The following is a 16,557-nucleotide window of genomic DNA, read 5'->3' as shown; positions in this document are numbered from 1 at the left end:
AACTTGCCACAACTCAAACCTGCGGCAGCGTCGGCCGGGTTTCAAGCGAACGGCGGATCAACGCTTCAACGGCCTTGCGTTCATCTCCGGCCAATGGCAGACGCGGCGGCCGCACCGGCTCGGTGCCGAGTCCGACGATCGTCTCGGCCAGTTTGATGTTCTGCACCAGCTTCGACGAAACGTCGAGCGCGAGCAGGGGCGCGAACCAGCGATAGATCGCACGCGCTTCTTCGAGACGGCCCGCCTTCAGCAACTTATAGATCACCACCGTCTCGCGCGGGAACGCGCATACGAGACCGGCCACCCAGCCATGCGCGCCCATCAAGATGGCTTCCATCGCGAGGTTGTCGACTCCGCACAGAATCGCGAAGCGGTCGCCGACCACGTTGATCAGATCGGTCACGCGCCGCACATCGCCGCATGATTCCTTGATCGCGACGATCTTCTTTTCGTCGGCAATTTCCGCGAACATCCCGGGCGTCATGTCGACGCCATAGGCCAGCGGATTGTTATAGATCATCAGCGGTAGCGCGCTTGCATCGGCGACGCTGCGGAAGTGGTGCAGCGTTTCGCGCCGGTCGGACAGATAGCGTAGCCCGGGCAGCACCATGAAACCGGCTGCGCCATGCCGGCTGCCGGCTTCGGCCTGGCGGCACGCGTCGAGCGTGCTGTTCTCGGCGATCGTCAGCAAAACCGGCACACGGCCGCGCGAGGCCTCGACGGCGACGTCGAGCACTTGCAGCTTCTCGTCCAGCGAGAGCGTCGACGCTTCGCCGAGCGATCCGCACACGATGATGCCGTCCACACCCGCGTCGATCTGCGCCTCGATATTCTTGCCGGTCCATTCGCGGTCTATGCTGAAATCCGCGTGAAACTTGGTGGTCACTGCGGGCCATACGCCTTCCCAGATATGCGCCACGACTGCTCTCCTGAGTGTGTTGAGTCGAAGCGCAGTGTAAGCAGGGAAAATGCCGCCGTCTTGCGTGATTCTCGCGTAGCGGATGACGATTTCGGCATAGTACCTATGCCTGTACGCCCGATAAGATCGGGCATAGCGCTTATTTCAGGACAAAACGCGAAGTATGTTGAGGGCGTATGGACAGAGCTTTGCACGTCCTTTTTGATGCGACGCGCCGTACACGGCTCAAAGCATGGTCTTTCCCGTTTTCAAGAACCGACATGTGGATGAACGGGCAGAATACTTATGCTGAAATCGTCACAATCCACGATGATGCACGCCAAGACTCGCGCGCCCGGTATTCCTACCATGTGCATCATGAAAACCCTAGACATCATCGACTCGCACACCGGCGGTGAACCGACCCGCCTGGTGGTATCGGGTGGACCGGCGCTTGGCGGCGGCACGCTGGCGCAGCGGCTCGACGTGTTTCGCACGCATTTCGACGACTGGCGCGCGGGCGTTGTCACCGAGCCGCGCGGTTCGGACGTCGTGGTCGGCGCGCTGCTGTGCGAACCGGACGACCCCGCGTGCGCGGCCGGCGTGATTTTCTTCAACAACGTCGGCTATCTCGGCATGTGCGGGCACGGCACGATCGGTCTCGTCGTTTCTCTCGCGCACATGGGGCGGATCGGGCCGGGTCTTCATCGGATCGAGACGCCGGTCGGTATTGTCGAAGCGACGCTCAACGAGGACGGCAGTGTGGCCGTGCGCAACGTGCCGGCTTATCGCTTCCGGCAAGGCGTGCAGGTGGACGTGCCGGGCTACGGCAGGTTGCGTGGCGACATCGGCTGGGGCGGCAACTGGTTTTTTCTCGTCGCCGACCACGGGCGCACGCTGGAGGCGGCGCGTATTGCCGAGCTGACCGCATTCAGTGCGGCCATCCGTGATGCGCTGATCGCGCAGCGCATCACCGGCGCGGACGGCGCCTTGATCGATCACATCGAACTCTTCGGGCCCGGCTCGCGCGACGGCATCGACAGCCGCAGCTTTGTCCTCTGTCCTGGCGACGCATACGACCGCTCGCCGTGCGGCACCGGCACGAGCGCGAAAATCGCCTGCCTCGCCGCCGACGGCAAGCTGGCCGAAGGCGCGGTGTGGCGGCAGGAGAGCATTATCGGCAGCGTATTCGAGGCGAGCTATCGTCACGCCGGCGATGGCGTCTCGGTGATTCCGACCATCACCGGCCACGCGCACATCATGGCCGAGGGGCGTTTGTGTTTCGACGAGCGCGATCCGTTTGCGTGGGGCATCCGCACGGCATGACGGCGGACGTGCTGATCGTCGGGGCTGGCATTGTCGGCGCGGCTTGCGCGGCTGAGTTGGCCGCGCTCGGAATGCGGGTCGAGGTACTCGACGCCCAGGGTATTGGCAGCGGCGCGACGGCGGCGGGCATGGGCCATATCGTCGTGATGAACGACTCGCCTGCGGAATTCGCATTGAGCCGCTATTCACGCGACTTGTGGCAGGAACTCGCGCCGCAGTTGCGCACGTGCGACGCGTTCGCGCGCTGCGGCACGGTGTGGGTCGCCGCCGACGATGAGGAATGGCAAGCTGCCCGCGTCATGCATGCCGCCTTCGAAGCGCAGGGCGTCTCCGCGCAGCTGCTCGACGCGGCTGCGTTGCGCGCTTGTGAGCCGGCGCTGGCGGAATCGATGGCGGGCGGCTTGCGAATCGAGCACGACAGCATCGTATATGCGCCCACTGTGGCCAGCTGGCTGCTGACGCAATCTTCAGGAGCGGGGAATATCCGCATGCGGCTTGGCGCGCGAGTTACTGCAGTCAGTGGCGGCGATGTGACGCTGGCCGATGGCGAACGCATCAGTGCTGCAAAGGTGATCGTGGCCAATGGCCTGGACGCTCAGAAACTGCTGCGGTCGCTGCCATTGAAGCCGAAGAAAGGCCATCTGCTGATCACTGACCGTTACCCCGAGCTTATTCACCATCAATTGCTCGAACTGAGCTATATCAAGAGCGCGCATCACGCGACCGGCACCTCGGTGGCATTCAATGCGCAGCCGCGGCCTACAGGGCAGTTGCTGATCGGTTCGTCGCGCCAGTTCGATACAACCGACCCCGCCGTCGACATGCCGGTGCTTGCGCAGATGTTGCGGCGTGCGGCTCACTATCTGCCGGTTCTGCCGACACTCAATGGCATTCGCGCGTGGACCGGTTTTCGTGCGGCGTCGCCCGATGGTTTGCCGTTGATCGGTCCGGCCGACGATTCTGCACCGGGCGTATGGCTCGCAGTCGGGCACGAAGGCCTTGGCGTGACGACCTCACTGGCGACCGCAAGATTGCTCGCCGCGCAAATCACGGGGGACGTCGCGCCGATTCCTGTCGAGCCGTACTTGCCGGTCCGTTTTGCGCAAAAGGCCGCCCATGACTAATGCTGATGCAGCACGCCTGCGCTTGATGATCGACGGTAGAAGCGTCGAGGTCGAAGCGGGTACGACCGTCGCTGCGGCGCTTGTCATGGCGGGAGCGGGCGGCACGCGGACGTCGGTCAGCGGCCAGCCGCGCGCCGCACTGTGCGGGATGGGCGTGTGCCAGGAGTGCCGTGTCACGATCGACGGTCGGGCACATGCGTTGGCCTGCCAGACGCTTTGCCGGGAAGGGCAGATGGTTTGCACTGCCGTGAGCAGGGCCGCCGATGCGGCCAACGTATCCAGCGGGCTTCGAAACGCCCATGGACCCAACAGCACCAACAGCACCAACAGCACCAACAGCACCAACAGCACCAACAGCACCAACAGCACCAACAGCACCAACAGCACCAACAGCACCAACAGCACCAACAGCACCAACAGCACCAACGGACCTAACGGACCCAGCGGACCCAGCGGACCCAGCGGAACCAACGCAACCAACGCAACCAACGCAACCAACGCAACCAACGCAACCAACGCAACCAACGCAACTGGCGCCATTACCCCCTCAATCCCCACAGGCAAACGATGACGCAGCACTTCGATATCGTCGTAGTGGGCGCCGGTCCTGCGGGGTTGCACGCTGCGCAGGCAGCGGCGCGCGAAGGCGCCATAGTCGCGCTACTCGACGACAATCCGCGCGCTGGCGGCCAAATCTGGCGACAAGGTCCCGGCCATACGCCGCAAGCGCCTCTACAGGGCCTGCTCGCCAGCCTGACGATGCAACCCAACGTCACCCTTTTGCCGTCGACTCGCGTGATCGCCCCTTGGGGGCCACGCGGTTTGCTGCTCGAGTCCGCCGAGCATGGCGGCGCGTCGATCAGCTACGATCGGTTGATTCTCGCGACCGGCGCGCGCGAGCGGCTATTACCATTCGCCGGCTGGACATTGCCCGGTGTGACCGGTGCGGGCGCGCTGCAGGCACTCATCAAAGGCGGCATGCCAGTACGTAGTGAACGGATCGTGATCGCGGGCAGCGGTCCATTGCTGATCGCGGCGCTTGCCACCGCGCGTGCTGCCGGGGCGCAAGTGGTGGCGGTGGTCGAGCAGGCATCGGCGTTCGAGGTCGCCCGCTTCGGCGTTTCTCTGCTCGGTGAGCCGGCGAAGTTGCGGCAAGCCGGTGCGATGACACGCGGCTTTGCGGGCGTGCGCTACTGGACCGGCAGCATTGTCCGGCGCGCGGATGGCGCTGGCCGCGTCGAGCGCGTGACGATCCTGCGCGGCCAGCGGGAGTTGACGCTTGACTGCGACCGCATCGCCTGCGGCTATGGACTCGTGCCGAACATCACGCTTGCGCAAGCGCTCGGCTGTGCGATCACCGAAGCGGGCGAGATCGTCGTCGACGATGAGCAACGGACGTCCGTCGACGGCGTGCTGGCGGCAGGCGAATGCACGGGCATCGGCGGCGCGGAGCTGTCGGGTGTGGAGGGCGAGATCGCCGGGCTGTTCGCGAGCGGCGCTCCGGCAAGCCGCATCTCGGCAAACCATGCAGCCCTGCAGGCCCAACGAGTTCGATGGCTGCGTTTCGCGAAGCGCGTCGGCGCGGCGTTTTCCCTGCGGACCGCCGCACGCACGCCGCCCGACGACGCCACGTTGCTCTGCCGTTGTGAAGACGTCAGCTTCGGCGAGGTGCGCGCTTATCCGGATTGGCGCGCGGCCAAGCTGCATACGCGCTGTGGAATGGGAGCATGCCAGGGACGCATCTGCGGTGCCGCGGCGTCGCTGTATTTCGGCTGGCAAGCCGCGGCGCCGAGGCCTCCGTTCAGTCCGGCGCAAATCGGCACGTTGATGGCGGTCGGCGAGGAGCCGCCCTTGGCAGAGTAACCGCCCTTGGCAGAGTAACCGCCCCGGCAAAGTAACCACCTCGGCAGAGTAGCCACCCCGGGCAAAGTAACCGCCCTCGGCAGAGTAACCACCCCCGGCAGAGTAACCACCCCCAGCAGAATGACCACCTCCAGCAGAGCAACCGCCGCGTCCCTCAGCCCACTGAATATTCCTGCCAGTTGCGCAGCCCTATAATCAACTGCGCGTCGTGACCACCCGGCTGCAACGCACAAACCAGCACAACCGCCCCGACCACGGAACCCGCACGATGAACACGCTGGCTCATCCGCTCGAACCGGACGACGCAACGCTGTCCGGCATGCTGTCGCATTTCACACTGCTCGAGCCCGTGTTCGACGCGATGCCGGACGTCGTATTCTTCGTCAAGGACGCGCATGCCCGCTATGCGCTGGTCAATCGCACGCTGGCTTCGCGCTGTGGCTTCAAGGAAAAGTCCGCGTTGCTCGGCAAGACCGCCGAGGACGTCTTCCCGCGCCGCTTCGGCCGCATCTACACCGCCCAGGACAAAGCGATCATCAACGTCGGCAGCCAGATGATCGATCAACTGGAACTGCACCTGTATCCCGGCCGTCAGCCGGGTTGGTGCCTGACCTGCAAGCAGCCGTTGCGCGATCCGGCGGGTAAGGTGGTCGGCCTCGCCGGCATTTCCCGCGACCTGAAAGCGGACGAAAGCAGTCATCCCGCTTACAGCCGGCTAGCCGCCGTGGTGCAATCCATCCAGGAAAACTATGTGCAGCCGTTGAATCTGAAACAGCTGGCCGCCATGGCGGATATGTCGGTGGCGCAACTGGAGCGCTACTTTCACAAAGTGTTTCATTTGACGCCGCGTCAGGTGCTGTTGAAAACGCGGCTGGACGCCGCCACCGCACTGCTGGTTTCGCACGACAAGGTCACCGACGTCGCCGCGCTTTGCGGCTACACCGACCACAGCGCCTTTACGCGCCAATTCAAGGCGACCGTCGGCGTGACGCCGACCGAGTACCGGATGCTGCTGCACGGAACCTCGCGAAGCTGAGCCGCCGCCTACATGGTTCGCCGCAAGCATCACTACTACGTCTACGTCGTCGCGCTGGACGACACGGTCTGGAACGAGGCGCGCTTTCGCCGCGCGAATCCGGATTACCGGTTCGACAAGCCTTGCGTGTACGTGGGAATGACGGGGCTGGACCCGGATCTGAGATTCGACCGGCATAAGGCCGGCATTCAGGCAAATCGCTATGTGCGCGATTACGGCTTGCGCCTCATGCCCGAATTGTACGAGGTGTTCAATCCAATGCCTTACCGCGGCGCACAGGATATGGAAGTGGAATTGGCGATTGGACTGCGTGAGGCGGGGTACGGCGTATGGCAGGCGTAAGGCAGGTCTTATCTCACGCCAAGCCCGCGCAGCACGGCATTGCCTTCAGGCGTCAGACGGATCTGCGAGGCGCCTGCGTCGCTGGAGACCGTTTCGATCAAGCCGGCTTCGTAAAGCTGCGGAATTTCGGGTTTCGCGGATGCGTCGATCGGTGCGTGCAGCAACAGCAGCAGCGTGGCCAGTTCGTGGTGGCTCAGCAGGCGGCGCAGAATCGTGGGCCGTTTCGCCGGTGCTGGCGTGTCGTTCGTGTTGTGATCGGGCTGGTTCATGGAGCGCACCTTGTGCGGGATAGTGTCGGGTGGATCATGCGGATGAAGTCTTAAACGATTCTTAAGACACCATTGTGATGTAACACCGTGACACTATGATTGCGTCGGAACAAGTTACCGATCGTTACACATGGCTGATTGTTACCTTTGCTTACCTTACGGTGCGCAGGTTTTGCTCGCCGATTCAATCCACAGATTGCCCACATGGCGCTTGCCGGCGTAGAAGCGATAAGTCGTCGCGCCGTTATCGCTGCGGACCTTGACGATATTCGAATCGCCGAAGTCAAGCATCTGGCCTTGCGGGATTGCTGTCGATTTGAACGCGGCGTTGTGGCTGGTCGCCACTTGCGTCAGACAGGCGACCACGTCGTTGACTGAGCGTTGCGTGGTGGTGTCCGTGACGGGTTCGCCGGCATCCGGATTTTTCTGGAAGTACGCGCACGCGCTGAGAAGCAGGGGAACTGACAGAACTACGGCAAACTTCTTCATATCTCTCCTGGCGTTTCATTCGGCCGACGGTTCGCGCGTCGTCCGCATGGGCCGAGTGCGCGCGGCACCGGGCCGTGGATCAGCCGCCATTATATCGGTGCGGCGCGTCGGCCTAAGCCGAGGAAGCATGGGCCGTGCCCGATCCGCTTGAATCCGAAGGCGGTAGACGGCAGGCCGCAACCGCAACCGCAACCGCAACCGCAACCGCAACCGCAACCGCAACCGCAACCGCAACCGCAACCGCAACCGCAACCCTCTGCGCTGCCGGCATGAACTTGCGCGTTGCGCAAAAGATCCTATCGACGGCGCTGGGCCTGCGCAGCGAGCCGCACGGCTGCATTGGCCGCGCCATAGCCGTCGTAGCCGCCGCGCCGTTCGACAATCTCCAGGAAGAAGCGCTGATCCAACTGCTCGGTGTACGCGTGGAAGAACTCGCCACCGCGTTCGTCCCGGTCGTACAGGATGTTGTGCGCGCGCAGCGCCTCGAGCGTTTCATCCGGCAGCGCATAGCGGGCGGCGAGATCGTCGTAGTAGTTGCGCGGGATGCGCAACACCGGCAGACCGTCGGCAATGAACTCGGGAATCGAGCTGAAAATGTCGCCGGTGCTGAACGCGACGTGGTTCAGACCCGAGCCGTGGTAGGTGTGCAATGCCTCAGCCACCGCCGTGTGATGGTCCACCGAGGCATTCAATACGATGCGCACCGAACCGTCACGACTGCGCAGCGCGCGGCTGCGCACCAGCCCGTACGGGTCGGGCACCAGCACGCCGGATTCAGCCTGAAAGCCGAGCGCGGTGCGCAGAAACAGAACCCACGTATCCAGCGAAGGCGCCGGCACTGACAGACAAACGTGGTCGATGCGCGTGAGCGGCCCGACTTCGCTCGGACCGTTGACGTCGGTGAGCACGAAATCGGCTTCGAACAGGGTGGGCTGGTCCGGCGTTTCGTCGACGAAATAGTTCAGGCTGCCGTCGGGTGCCTGCACGGCCGGCAGCACGCGCTCGTTCGGGCCGATCTGGCCGGAGAACGGTGCGTAGCCGAACCCGGCGGCGCGCTCGAATGCCTGATTGGCGTCGTCCACGCGAAACGCCGACGCGCACAGCGACAAACCATGTTGCTGGAAGAAGGCGTTGGCGAACGAGTCCGGTTCGGCGTTCAGCACGATCGACGCCGCGCCGTGCTGAAACAGCGTCACATCTTTCGAACGATGCTGGCCGGCCTGACGGAAGCGCAGCTTGCCGAGCCAGTCGGCGAGCTGCGCGCGGGTGGTGTGGTCGACCGCGAACTCGAGAAACTGATAGCCGACGTGCGCGGGCGCAGCGGGCGATTGATAGAGATCGCCGACCGGCTGCCGGGCTGATTCAAGCAGCGCGCGAGTCTGCTCTTCGAGGAACAGCAGCGAACGATGACCGTCCGCCGCGGTGATGGTGGTCGGGGCTGCGCGAAAACCGTCGTTGAAAATTTCGAGCGAAAGCGGTCCGGTGTAACCGGTTTTCACGACCTGCGCGGTGAAGCCTGCCAGATCGAAATCGCCCTGACCCGGGAAACAGCGGTAATGGCGGCTCCATTCGAGCACGTCCATGGCGAGCTTCGGCGCATCGGCGATTTGTACGAAGGCGATACGTTCGCCCGGAATCCCGGCGATGCCGTCCACCGTATCGTTCAGCGACAGCGTGTGAAAGCTGTCGAGCACGAGCCCGAGATTCGGATGATTCACCGCGTTCACGAGCTTCCATGCATGGCGGTAGGTCTTTACATGCTTGCCCCACGCGAGCGCCTCGTAGCCTGCAATCACGCCGGCCGCTTCCGCCGCGCGGGCCAGTGCGCCGAGCTGGTCGGTCATCAGCGAATCATCGCCGATCGTATCGGGCGACACATTGCTGCACACCAGAATCCGGTCCGTGCCCAGTGCGTGCATTACGTCGAATTTGCGCTTCGCCCGATCCAGATTGCGTTCGAGGCGCTCCGGACTCACCCCGTCGAAGTCGCGGAACGGCTGGAACAGCATGATCTTCAGCCCGAGATCCTCGGCGATGCGCCGCACGTCGGCGGGCGAGCCGTCGAAATACAGCAGGTCGTTCTCGAAGATTTCGACGCCTTCGAAGCCGGCCGCCTGGATTGCGGTCAACTTCTCGACGAGGGTCCCGCTGATCGACACGGTGGCAATCGAACGTTGCATGAACGGCTCCTGCAAAAACAATGAAACGGTGGTCGGGATGGCGCGAAGTGGCCGCCGTGCGGCGTCCGCATGTCTTGTGGTCCGCCATGCTGCAATGCGAAAATGGTCTAGCTAGTTACCTTAAAACAGCAATACAAAGGCCAGAAGAACCCAATATAGCGCAATTTTTCGACAGTCTATACAAACTAACTAGATGGTACAAATTCGTATAAACCCCGAATGACGGTTGCCGGCAATGCGCGCACACTGCGCTCACGTTGTAGAGCCGCGGCGCGTGCTGTGGCCCGCTTTATGCCTTACTTTTGCAGGAGTGGTCGTCATGAGTTTTGCATCAGTGCTGGTCCTCAACGGACCGAATCTCAATCTGCTCGGCACGCGTGAGCCGGCCATCTATGGGTCGGAAACGCTCGACGACGTCGCGAAGCTCTGCCGCGATGCGGGCGAGCGGCTGGATCTGTCGGTCGATTTTTGCCAATCGAATGCGGAACACCAGCTCATCGACTGGCTGCATGCGGCGCGCACCAAGGTCGACGGCATCGTGATCAATCCGGCGGCTTACACGCATACGTCGGTAGCGATCGCCGATGCGCTCACCGCGATCGAAAAGCCCGTCATCGAAGTGCATATTTCAAACGTGCATCGCCGCGAAGCGTTCCGGCATCACTCGTACGTGTCGGCGGTGGCCGAGGCAATCATCATTGGATGCGGCACGCAGGGCTATGTGCTCGCGCTGGAGCGGATGGCGGTCATCCTGAAGAATAGGGTGGCTAAATGAACACACAAGCGAATATCCAGGCGAACACCCAGGCTCATGCTCAAGCCAGCCCCCAATCCTTTCTCGTCGGTCTGATCGGTTCGGGCATCGGCGGATCGCTCAGCCCCGCGATGCACGAGGAAGAGGGCAGCCAGCTCGGCCTGCATTATGTGTACCGCCGCATCGATCTGGAAGCGTTGAAGCTGGACATCACGGCGCTTGCCGATTTGCTCGTCGCCGCTGAACGCATGGGCTACAACGGACTGAACATCACGTATCCGTGCAAGCAGGCCGTCATTCCGTTGCTCGACGAACTCTCCGACGACGCGCGCGCACTCGGCGCGGTCAATACGGTGCTGTTCAAGGACGGCAAACGTATCGGCCACAACACCGATTGGTCCGGTTTCGCCCGCGCGTTTCAGCGCGGCCTGCCGGACGTGTCGCTGGAGCGGGTCGTGCAACTGGGCGCGGGCGGCGCGGGTGCAGCGGTCGCGCACGCCGCTTTGACGATGGGCGCACAAACGCTCACGCTATTCGACGTGGACGCCGGACGCGCCGCATCGCTCGCCGCGGAATTGCAGAAACGCTTCCCTGCGTCCACTGTCAACGCCGGCAACTCGCTAGCCGAATCACTGGCCGCCACTAACGGCCTGATTCACGCAACGCCCACCGGCATGGCGAAATTGCCGGGCTTGCCGTTGCCGGTCGAATTGTTGCACCGCGGTTTGTGGGTAGCGGACATCGTCTATTTCCCGATTCGCACCGCACTGCTGCAGGCCGCCGAAGCGCTCGGCTGCCGCACGCTGAGCGGTGGTGGCATGGCGGTCTATCAGGCGGTCGACGCGATGCGCATTTTCACGGGCCTGGAACCCGACGCCGAGCGCGTTTACACGCATTTCCAGTCCTTGCTGCAACGCTAAACCGGTGGCACGCGAGCCGTGCACCGCAGCCGGTACACCACCAGACCGAGGAGACAGAGACGCCATGCCACAACCCATTCAATCGACCCCCGGCCACGCCACGGCCCAGTCGAATGCCACGGCGAGCACCGTGCGTCGTTCGAAAGCCCGTTATCAGATTCTCTCGCTGCTGGCGGTCGGCACGATGATCAACTATCTGGACCGCACGGTGCTCGGCATCGCGGCGCCGCAGTTGACAAGAGAACTCGGCATCAACGCGGCGCTGATGGGGCTGCTGTTCTCCGTGTTCTCGTGGAGCTATGTGGCTTCGCAGATTCCGGGCGGTCTTTTCCTCGACCGCTTCGGCAGCAAGCTGACCTATTTCCTGTCGATGACATTCTGGTCGCTGTTCACGCTGGCGCAAGGGCTCGTGCATGGCATCGGCGCGTTGTTCGTGCTCCGTCTCGGCCTCGGCGTCTCGGAAGCGCCGTGCTTTCCGACCAATAGCCGCGTGGTGGCCACCTGGTTTCCGCAGAGCGAACGCGCGATGGCGACCGGCACCTACACCGTCGGCGAATATATCGGCCTTGCGTTTTTCAGCCCGTTTCTGTTCATGCTGATGGGCGCATTCGGCTGGCGCTCGCTGTTCTACGTGGTGGGCGCTGTGGGCCTCGTGTTCGGGATGATCTGGTGGATCTTCTATCGCGAGCCGCACGATCATCCGTCCGTCAATCAGGCGGAGCTCGACTATATCGAAGCCGGCGGCGGTCTGACGCACGGGAAGAAGGACGCCGATTTTTCCGGCGCGCCGGCTGCAGCGGCAAAGAGCGGATTCGAATGGCGCACCATCGGGCGCCTGCTTAAGCATCGTCAGTTGGCCGGCATCTGTCTCGGCCAGTTCGCCGGCAACTCGACGCTGGTGTTCTTCCTCACCTGGTTTCCCACGTATCTCGCCACCGAACGCCATATGGCGTGGCTGAAGATCGGCTTCTTCGCGATCATGCCGTTCATTGCCGCATCGGTCGGCGTGATGTTCGGCGGCATCTTCTCCGATTGGCTGCTGCGTCGCGGCACCTCGGCGAATGTGGCGCGCAAGCTGCCGATCATCGCCGGCCTGCTGCTCGCGTCGACGATCATTCTCGCCAACTATGTCGAGAGCAACGTGGTGGTGATCGAGATTCTGTCGGTGGCGTTTTTTGCACAGGGGATGGCGGCGCTGGGCTGGACGCTGGTGTCGGACATCGCGCCCGAAGGCCTGCTCGGCGTGACCGGCGGCATCTTCAACTTTGCTGCCAATCTGGCCGGCATTGTGACGCCGCTGGTGGTGGGTTTCATCGTTGCGGCAACCGGTTCGTTTGTCGGTGCGCTGGTGTTCATCGGTGCAGTCGCGTTGGTCGGCGCGCTGTCGTACATCTTTATCGTCGGCGATATCAAGCGCATCGTGCTGGTGGACTGAACGGCTCGTATCGTTTGAACGGTTCGAACGGGTTGAACAAAAAAAGCGGGACCTGGCTTACGCCACGTCCCGCTTTTTTGTTTCATGCCCGGCTCAGTCTTCCTTGCGCACGAAACGCAGTACGGCGTCGACGATCATCGCGCGATGACGCGCGCGCAGGCGCGGGTGCGATGGATCACGGCCGAACGCCGTACCGAAAGTATGGCGGTTGCCGACGCGGTGAAAGCACAGTGAGCTGATCATCAGGTGCAGGTCGATCGCATCGATGTCGCTGCGGAAAAGGCCCGCCGCAATGCCGCGCGAGAGCAGGTCTTCGATCGTATGAATGATGGTGACGTTGCGGCCTTTGAAGGTCTTCACCTGCTCGACGTACTTCGCGCCATGAATGTTCTCAATCGTCACGAGGCGCACGAAATCGCGCTGGCGATCGTGATAGTCGAACGTAAACTCGACCAGCGCGCGCATGCCCTCAATCGGATCCAGTTCGCTGACGTGCAGATCCTGTTCGAGCGCGCGAATGTCGCCGTACACTTTTTCCAGCACGGCCTGGTACAACCCTTCTTTGCTGCCGAAGTAGTAGTACAGCATGCGCTTGGTCGTGTTCGTGCGCTCCGCGATCGCGTCGACGCGCGCACCGGTCAGCCCCATCGCGGAGAACTCCTGGGTCGCGACGTCGAGGATGTTGCGCTTCGTCTGTTCGGGGTCGTACTTGCGCCGGGCGTCGGGACGCGGAGCGTCGGACGCGATGCCGTTGGTATCAGGCTCGGCGGCCTTGCTTCCCTTTTTCATTGTGTATTCGAGCGGCAGTGACGGCGCATTCTAGCATGGCAAAACCGGCCTCTGGCGCGCGTCTCGGGCATCAGGCGCGGCGTATCGAGTCCGGTACCGGATCGCGTCATGACGTCGGCCGGGCCGGGGGGCGCCGGGCGGCGAACGCGTCGCGCGTCTGCATGGCCGTGTAGGTGAGTTGCGCGGCTGCGAGACCGAGCGCGCCGTAGGTGGGCGTCAGGCCGAAAGCCGCGAATGCATCGGGCACCGGCCGTTCGCCAGAAATCGCCGCAGCCAGCAATTCGCCCGAGACGGTGGTGGGCGCCATCCCGTGGCCGCCGAAGCCGACCGCATACCAGACGCCGTCCGTACTGCGGCCGATTTGGGGCATTTTGTGCCGCGCGTAGCTCATCAGGCCGCCCCAGGCGTAGTCGATACGCACGTCATGCAGTTGCGGATAGACCTTCAACAGATCGCGCCGCAATAGTCGCGCGATAACGTCGGGCGCGCGGTCGCGTACCGAGATGCGGCCGCCCCACAGGATTCGTGTGTCCGGCAGCGGACGGTAATAGTCGAACGCGAAGCGGGTGTCGTACACGGCGGCGCGGGTGTCCATTGCATCTTTCAGGCGGGCGCCGAGCGGTTCGGTGGCCATCACGTAAGTGGCGATCGGCAGCACCGCGCGTTCGACCCGCGCATAGACGTTGCGCGCATAGCCGCCGCCGGCCATCACCACGTGGCGTGCTTCGAGTGCGCCCTGCGGCGTATGCACGACGAAACCGGCGCCGCTGCGCTGCAGGCGCACAACGGGCGACTTCTCGTAAATCTGCACGCCGGCGTTGGCTGCGGCGCCCGCGACACCGAGCACATATTTCAGCGGATGAAAGTGGAACGCGTTGCGCTCGAACAGGCCGCCGTGATAACGGCTCGTCTTCAATTGCGAAGCGAGTTCCGCGGCCGCCACGGGTTCCCACTCGACACCGAACGAATCCCGCATCAGACGCCGCTGCGTCTCGAGCCTTGCCGGTTCGTCGAACCAGTTGGCGAGGATCACGCCGGCATCGGTCACGTCGCAATCGATGCGGTAGCGCTGGATACGCTGCCTCATGAGATCGACGGCCTCGGTGGTCAGCGCATAGAGTTCGCGCGCGCGGGCCGGGCCGAGGGTTTTGAGCAGATCCGCGCAATCGAGGCTGTAGCCGCCGAACACGAAGCCGCCATTGCGGCCGGAGGCGCCGAAGCCCACCTGCTCGGCCTCGAGCACGGCGACGTCGGTGATGCCGCGCTCCGCAAGTCCCAACGCCGTGGACAACCCCGCGAGGCCGCCGCCCATGATGCAGACGTTGACACTGCGCCGGCCAGTTAGCGGCGCGTAAGCGGACGAGCGCCCGGCAGCGCGGGCGATGGTGGCTTCGTAAAAGCTTTGCATAGTTCTATGGCGGATCAGGATACCGGCAGCAGCTTGCCGCTGAACACCACCGGACCCGTAGGTGCATTGTGATCGGGCGAGCCGCCCGGCGCTTCGATCGAGACGGCGAGCGCCGCGTAGCTCTCCGGTTTCTGCTGACCGGCCGTGACCTTGCCGTTCGCACTGTCCGGCAGCAAGCCGAGCGACACCGGATGGCCATTGGCCGGGATGCCCCACAGCTCCATCGCACGGCCGGGCGGCAAGTCGACCTTGCCGAGCGGGTGCAGCGTCATGGTGGAGCGCGCTTCATCCCACGCGACCAGCATGACCGGATGCGCGTCCTTGTCGTTCAACACCGCGACATGCGAGACGGACGCTTCCGGCTGTTGCGCGACGGTCGGCGCCGTGGATGGCGTCACGCCGGACGGCAGCAGCGAACGCACGGCAACCACCAGGGCGACTGTGGCGAACCCTGTCACGCCGATGGCCCAGCCGCGCCAGAACGCGAGGTTCTCGAAGATGCTGCCGGACGGACGCGTGGGTTTTTCGACTACGGTGCGCGGTCGTGCCGCCTCACGCGCCGCTTCACGCACCGACGTCAGGCCGAGCCGCCGCTCGATGGCATCCCATACGGCAGCCGGCGGCATGCATGGCTCAGCGAGTTCGGCCAACGGCGAGATTCGCCGCTGCCATTCGTCGACGGCCTGACGAATCACCGTATCGTGATCCGCGTAGCGTTGGAAGCGGCGCCGGGCGCCGCCACGCAGCGTGCCGAGCACATACTCGGCGGCCAGCATATCGACCAGATGAGGATAGCGATGGAGATTCATCACTCGCCTCCCAGGCAGGTCTTCAGCTTGGCAAGGCCGCGCCGGATCCAGGACTTGATCGTGCCGAGCGGCACCGTCAGCGTTTCCGCGATCTCGCTATGGCTCTGATCACGCAGGTAGGCGAGCGCAACCGCCTGACGCTGCGCCGGTTCCAGCTGCTGCATGCAGCCGGCCAGCAGACGTGCCTGCCGGCTGACTGCGGTCAGCGCTTCGGGATCCGGATCGCCGGTTGCCACAAGATCGTCCAACGCATCGCTCCATTCTGTTTCCTGCTTGTTGACCCGCCGCAGGTGATCGAGAGCACGGTTCCGGACGATTGCCGACATCCACGTCATCGGGGCGGACAGTGCCCGGCGATAGTCGCCCGCAAAGCGCCAGATGTTGACGAAGCTGTCCTGCAATACTTCTTCGGCCCACTCATGCTTGCTCAATATACGGAGCGCAAGACCAAACAGTTTCGGCGCGGCGAGATCATATAGCTCGCGGAGTGCCGAGGCGTCTTCTTTGGCAATGCGTTCGAGCAACCCGGCGAGGGTTTCCGGCGTCAGTTCTCGAGGATCGGCGGTCATGGAAAGTGGAGTGGTGAACTTGCGGGCCTATGTTACTCAATTTCCTTGCGGCCTTATATGTAGTTTTCCCCTCCCGTGTGCTGCATCCGCCGCGTTTATGGCCGCGTATAGGGTTGCAGGACCGGGTTTGCGGCCGAGGGATGCGCGTGGGCGCTTATCGTTTTGCTTGGGACTGCTCCGGGTTGACCTTGGACGCTCCAGCGCAACACCAGCGGTGTCGGCATTGTGACGCGCAAAGGCTGCGTGCTGTCGCCGCCGGCGACGCAATTCATCGCGTTGCTGCGTGGACGGACGATCGGGCAGGGGGGAAGGGCAAGCGGCGTCTGCACAAAAAAACGCCTGAATC

The 16,557-nt window shown here is 63.5% G+C and carries 16 protein-coding genes and 1 pseudogene; 9 read left to right on the top strand and 8 right to left on the bottom strand.

What is annotated here, in order from left to right; all coding sequences use genetic code 11:
* Positions 1–13 precede the first annotated feature (13 nt).
* A complete protein-coding gene (locus PQQ95_RS05310) occupies positions 14–919 on the bottom strand; it encodes a dihydrodipicolinate synthase family protein (RefSeq protein WP_408435549.1) in 906 nt (301 codons plus the stop codon).
* Between the two features lie 348 nt (positions 920–1,267).
* On the opposite strand from PQQ95_RS05310, the gene PQQ95_RS05305 reads away from it, so the two are divergent.
* The 6 genes and pseudogenes from PQQ95_RS05305 (at position 1,268) to PQQ95_RS05280 (ending at position 6,589) form a co-directional block, all read left to right on the top strand.
* Positions 1,268–2,224 (top strand): 4-hydroxyproline epimerase, encoded by a 957-nt coding sequence (locus PQQ95_RS05305; RefSeq protein WP_408436104.1) that lies wholly within the window; start codon positions 1,268–1,270, stop codon positions 2,222–2,224.
* The gene (locus PQQ95_RS05300) at positions 2,221–3,348 is read left to right on the top strand and encodes an NAD(P)/FAD-dependent oxidoreductase (RefSeq protein ID WP_408436102.1); all 1,128 of its coding nucleotides are present in this window, start codon (positions 2,221–2,223) and stop codon (positions 3,346–3,348) included. The genes PQQ95_RS05305 and PQQ95_RS05300 overlap by 4 nt, the downstream gene beginning before the upstream one ends.
* Positions 3,341–3,592 (top strand): annotated as a pseudogene (locus PQQ95_RS05295) ((2Fe-2S)-binding protein); the annotation flags it as partial. The gene PQQ95_RS05300 and the pseudogene PQQ95_RS05295, both read left to right, overlap by 8 nt.
* A gap of 323 nt (positions 3,593–3,915) precedes the next feature.
* Positions 3,916–5,211, top strand: coding sequence for an FAD-dependent oxidoreductase (locus tag PQQ95_RS05290; protein WP_408435548.1), 1,296 nt, complete (start codon positions 3,916–3,918; stop codon positions 5,209–5,211).
* Between the two features lie 268 nt (positions 5,212–5,479).
* Positions 5,480–6,247: an AraC family transcriptional regulator gene (locus PQQ95_RS05285; RefSeq protein ID WP_115777001.1), complete on the top strand. Its 768-nt coding sequence runs from the start codon at positions 5,480–5,482 to the stop codon at positions 6,245–6,247.
* A gap of 12 nt (positions 6,248–6,259) precedes the next feature.
* Entirely contained in the window at positions 6,260–6,589 is a 330-nt protein-coding gene (locus PQQ95_RS05280) for a hypothetical protein (RefSeq protein ID WP_408435546.1), read from the top strand.
* A gap of 8 nt (positions 6,590–6,597) precedes the next feature.
* Here the strand turns inward: PQQ95_RS05280 and PQQ95_RS05275 are convergent, their stop codons facing one another.
* The 3 genes from PQQ95_RS05275 to PQQ95_RS05265 all read right to left on the bottom strand — a co-directional run bounded on the left by PQQ95_RS05275 (position 6,598) and on the right by PQQ95_RS05265 (position 9,527).
* Positions 6,598–6,858: a hypothetical protein gene (locus PQQ95_RS05275; protein ID WP_408435544.1), complete on the bottom strand. Its 261-nt coding sequence runs from the start codon at positions 6,856–6,858 to the stop codon at positions 6,598–6,600.
* A gap of 156 nt (positions 6,859–7,014) precedes the next feature.
* Positions 7,015–7,347, bottom strand: coding sequence for a hypothetical protein (locus PQQ95_RS05270; RefSeq protein ID WP_169489642.1), 333 nt, complete (start codon positions 7,345–7,347; stop codon positions 7,015–7,017).
* Positions 7,348–7,643: 296 nt separating this feature from the next.
* Positions 7,644–9,527, bottom strand: a complete 1,884-nt coding sequence (locus tag PQQ95_RS05265; protein WP_408435542.1) for a bifunctional sugar phosphate isomerase/epimerase/4-hydroxyphenylpyruvate dioxygenase family protein — start codon at positions 9,525–9,527, stop codon at positions 7,644–7,646.
* A 319-nt stretch (positions 9,528–9,846) separates the two neighbouring features.
* On the opposite strand from PQQ95_RS05265, the gene aroQ reads away from it, so the two are divergent.
* From aroQ to PQQ95_RS05250, 3 genes are all read left to right on the top strand, one after another.
* Entirely contained in the window at positions 9,847–10,302 is a 456-nt protein-coding gene (gene aroQ / locus PQQ95_RS05260) for a type II 3-dehydroquinate dehydratase (RefSeq protein WP_408435540.1), read from the top strand.
* Entirely contained in the window at positions 10,299–11,201 is a 903-nt protein-coding gene (locus PQQ95_RS05255) for a shikimate dehydrogenase (RefSeq protein ID WP_408435538.1), read from the top strand. Before aroQ ends, PQQ95_RS05255 begins: the two co-directional genes overlap by 4 nt.
* Before the next feature lie 64 nt (positions 11,202–11,265).
* A complete protein-coding gene (locus PQQ95_RS05250) occupies positions 11,266–12,636 on the top strand; it encodes an MFS transporter (RefSeq protein WP_408435537.1) in 1,371 nt (456 codons plus the stop codon).
* Positions 12,637–12,729: 93 nt separating this feature from the next.
* Here PQQ95_RS05250 and PQQ95_RS05245 read toward each other — a convergent pair whose 3' ends face one another.
* The 4 genes from PQQ95_RS05245 to PQQ95_RS05230 all read right to left on the bottom strand — a co-directional run bounded on the left by PQQ95_RS05245 (position 12,730) and on the right by PQQ95_RS05230 (position 16,211).
* The gene (locus tag PQQ95_RS05245; RefSeq protein WP_408435536.1) at positions 12,730–13,425 is read right to left on the bottom strand and encodes a TetR/AcrR family transcriptional regulator; all 696 of its coding nucleotides are present in this window, start codon (positions 13,423–13,425) and stop codon (positions 12,730–12,732) included.
* Between the two features lie 106 nt (positions 13,426–13,531).
* Positions 13,532–14,833 (bottom strand): NAD(P)/FAD-dependent oxidoreductase, encoded by a 1,302-nt coding sequence (locus PQQ95_RS05240; RefSeq protein WP_408435534.1) that lies wholly within the window; start codon positions 14,831–14,833, stop codon positions 13,532–13,534.
* 14 nt (positions 14,834–14,847) lie between these two features.
* The gene (locus tag PQQ95_RS05235; RefSeq protein WP_408435532.1) at positions 14,848–15,642 is read right to left on the bottom strand and encodes an anti-sigma factor; all 795 of its coding nucleotides are present in this window, start codon (positions 15,640–15,642) and stop codon (positions 14,848–14,850) included.
* Positions 15,642–16,211, bottom strand: coding sequence for an RNA polymerase sigma factor (locus tag PQQ95_RS05230; protein WP_408435530.1), 570 nt, complete (start codon positions 16,209–16,211; stop codon positions 15,642–15,644). Before PQQ95_RS05230 ends, PQQ95_RS05235 begins: the two co-directional genes overlap by 1 nt.
* Positions 16,212–16,557 lie beyond the last annotated feature (346 nt).

This window comes from Paraburkholderia caffeinilytica, from assembly GCF_046030355.1.
GTDB lineage: Bacteria > Pseudomonadota > Gammaproteobacteria > Burkholderiales > Burkholderiaceae > Paraburkholderia > Paraburkholderia caffeinilytica_B.
The sequence above is the reverse complement of the archived record's forward strand: the minus strand, read 5'-3'. Positions and strand labels throughout refer to the sequence as shown.

Bases quoted from the DNA above. Each gene is read 5' to 3' on its own strand.
- PQQ95_RS05305 (WP_408436104.1), top strand. From the start codon at position 1,268: ATGTGCATCATGAAAACCCTAGACATCATCGACTCGCACACCGGCGGT.
- PQQ95_RS05300 (WP_408436102.1), top strand. From the start codon at position 2,221: ATGACGGCGGACGTGCTGATCGTCGGGGCTGGCATTGTCGGCGCGGCT.
- PQQ95_RS05290 (WP_408435548.1), top strand. From the start codon at position 3,916: ATGACGCAGCACTTCGATATCGTCGTAGTGGGCGCCGGTCCTGCGGGG.
- PQQ95_RS05285 (WP_115777001.1), top strand. From the start codon at position 5,480: ATGAACACGCTGGCTCATCCGCTCGAACCGGACGACGCAACGCTGTCC.
- PQQ95_RS05280 (WP_408435546.1), top strand. From the start codon at position 6,260: ATGGTTCGCCGCAAGCATCACTACTACGTCTACGTCGTCGCGCTGGAC.
- PQQ95_RS05275 (WP_408435544.1), bottom strand. From the start codon at position 6,858: ATGAACCAGCCCGATCACAACACGAACGACACGCCAGCACCGGCGAAA.
- PQQ95_RS05270 (WP_169489642.1), bottom strand. From the start codon at position 7,347: ATGAAGAAGTTTGCCGTAGTTCTGTCAGTTCCCCTGCTTCTCAGCGCG.
- PQQ95_RS05265 (WP_408435542.1), bottom strand. From the start codon at position 9,527: ATGCAACGTTCGATTGCCACCGTGTCGATCAGCGGGACCCTCGTCGAG.
- aroQ (WP_408435540.1), top strand. From the start codon at position 9,847: ATGAGTTTTGCATCAGTGCTGGTCCTCAACGGACCGAATCTCAATCTG.
- PQQ95_RS05255 (WP_408435538.1), top strand. From the start codon at position 10,299: ATGAACACACAAGCGAATATCCAGGCGAACACCCAGGCTCATGCTCAA.
- PQQ95_RS05250 (WP_408435537.1), top strand. From the start codon at position 11,266: ATGCCACAACCCATTCAATCGACCCCCGGCCACGCCACGGCCCAGTCG.
- PQQ95_RS05245 (WP_408435536.1), bottom strand. From the start codon at position 13,425: ATGAAAAAGGGAAGCAAGGCCGCCGAGCCTGATACCAACGGCATCGCG.
- PQQ95_RS05240 (WP_408435534.1), bottom strand. From the start codon at position 14,833: ATGCAAAGCTTTTACGAAGCCACCATCGCCCGCGCTGCCGGGCGCTCG.
- PQQ95_RS05235 (WP_408435532.1), bottom strand. From the start codon at position 15,642: ATGAATCTCCATCGCTATCCTCATCTGGTCGATATGCTGGCCGCCGAG.
- PQQ95_RS05230 (WP_408435530.1), bottom strand. From the start codon at position 16,211: ATGACCGCCGATCCTCGAGAACTGACGCCGGAAACCCTCGCCGGGTTG.